Annotated in this window: 1 protein-coding gene; it reads right to left on the bottom strand. The window is 53.0% G+C overall.

Translation table 11 applies throughout. The features are described from left to right. Positions 1–18: 18 nt before the first annotated feature. Positions 19–1,169 (bottom strand): IS3 family transposase gene (locus tag JFT58_RS30035; protein WP_088500423.1). Its coding sequence is split into 2 segments (ribosomal slippage): positions 19–935 and positions 935–1,169, totalling 1,152 coding nucleotides; the frame shifts between segments, so codons are not numbered across the junction. Between the last annotated feature and the right edge of the window lie 62 nt (positions 1,170–1,231).

Raw genomic sequence — 1,231 nt, 5'->3', positions numbered from 1 at the left:
TGAATCGCCCCGGGTTTCCTAGACACTCTCCAGGCTCGCTGCGTAACGCTTTTCAAACTCTACCGGTGACAGCTGATTGTTGAAACTGTGGCGTCGTTTTGGGTTGTAAAACATCTCGATGTAATCGAACACATCATCCCGAGCATCCTGGCGTGTAGTGTAGATTTTACGCTTGATCCGCTCCCGCTTTAGCAGCTGGAAAAAGCTCTCCGCTACAGCGTTGTCGTGGCAGTTACCTCGACGACTCATGCTGGCTACCAGGTTGTTAGCTTTCAAGAAGCTTCGCCAGTCTGAGCTGCTGTACTGACTGCCTTGATCCGAGTGGATCATCACCTCTTGCTTCGGCTTACGTCTCCAAACCGCCATCAGCAGTGCATCAATGGCTACGTCGCTGGTCATCTGCGACTTCATTGACCAACCAATGATCTGGCGTGAAAACAGATCGAGCACCACGGCCAAATACAGCCAGCCTTCATATGTTCGGATGTAGGTAATGTCTGTGACCCAGACTTTGTTGGGTTCTCTGACATCGAATTGGCGCTTCAGTAAGTTCGGTGAGGCAACGGCTGGTTTACCGCCATATTTTCCCGGCCTCCGTCGATACCCAGTCTGAGAACGTAAACCTTCAAGGCGCATCAACCTAGCTACCCGGTGACGGCCACAGCTCTCACCAACCTCTCGCAGGTCATCATGGATCTTGCGATAGCCATAAACACCACCGCTTTCCAACCAGGAGTGTTTGATCAGTCCAAGCAGTCGCTGATCGTCCTTGGCTCGCGCAGATTTTGGTTCTGATAGCCACGCGTAGTAGCCGCTGGGATGAACCTTGAGCGTCAGGCAAAGCCGTCGAATCGCGTAATGACCCGCTTGCTGCTTAATAAAGGCGTACTTCAGCCGCACTCCTTGGCAAAGTACGCGGCGGCCTTTTTTAAGATGTCTCGCTCCTCCGTCACCCGTTTCAGCTCGGCCCGTAGACGACGAACCTCAGCGCTCTGATCATCCTCCTCAACGCGCTGTTCCTGGGGCTTGGTGTAGCGCTTAACCCAAGCATAGAGGCTGTGCACGGACACACCCAATCGTGCAGCCACCTCCGAGACAGGAAGCTTCTTTTCGGTCACTTGTTTGACCGCCTGGATTTTGAATTCTTCGGGATATCGCTGGTTGCTCATGGCACCTCCTAATGGGCCTCATTTTAAGGCTTGGAGGTGTCTACGAAACTAGGGGCGATTCA

Source organism: Pseudomonas sp. MF6767, assembly GCF_016405475.1.
In the GTDB taxonomy this organism is placed as follows: domain Bacteria; phylum Pseudomonadota; class Gammaproteobacteria; order Pseudomonadales; family Pseudomonadaceae; genus Aquipseudomonas; species Aquipseudomonas paracarnis.
This window is presented reverse-complemented; position numbering and strand designations above follow the sequence as displayed.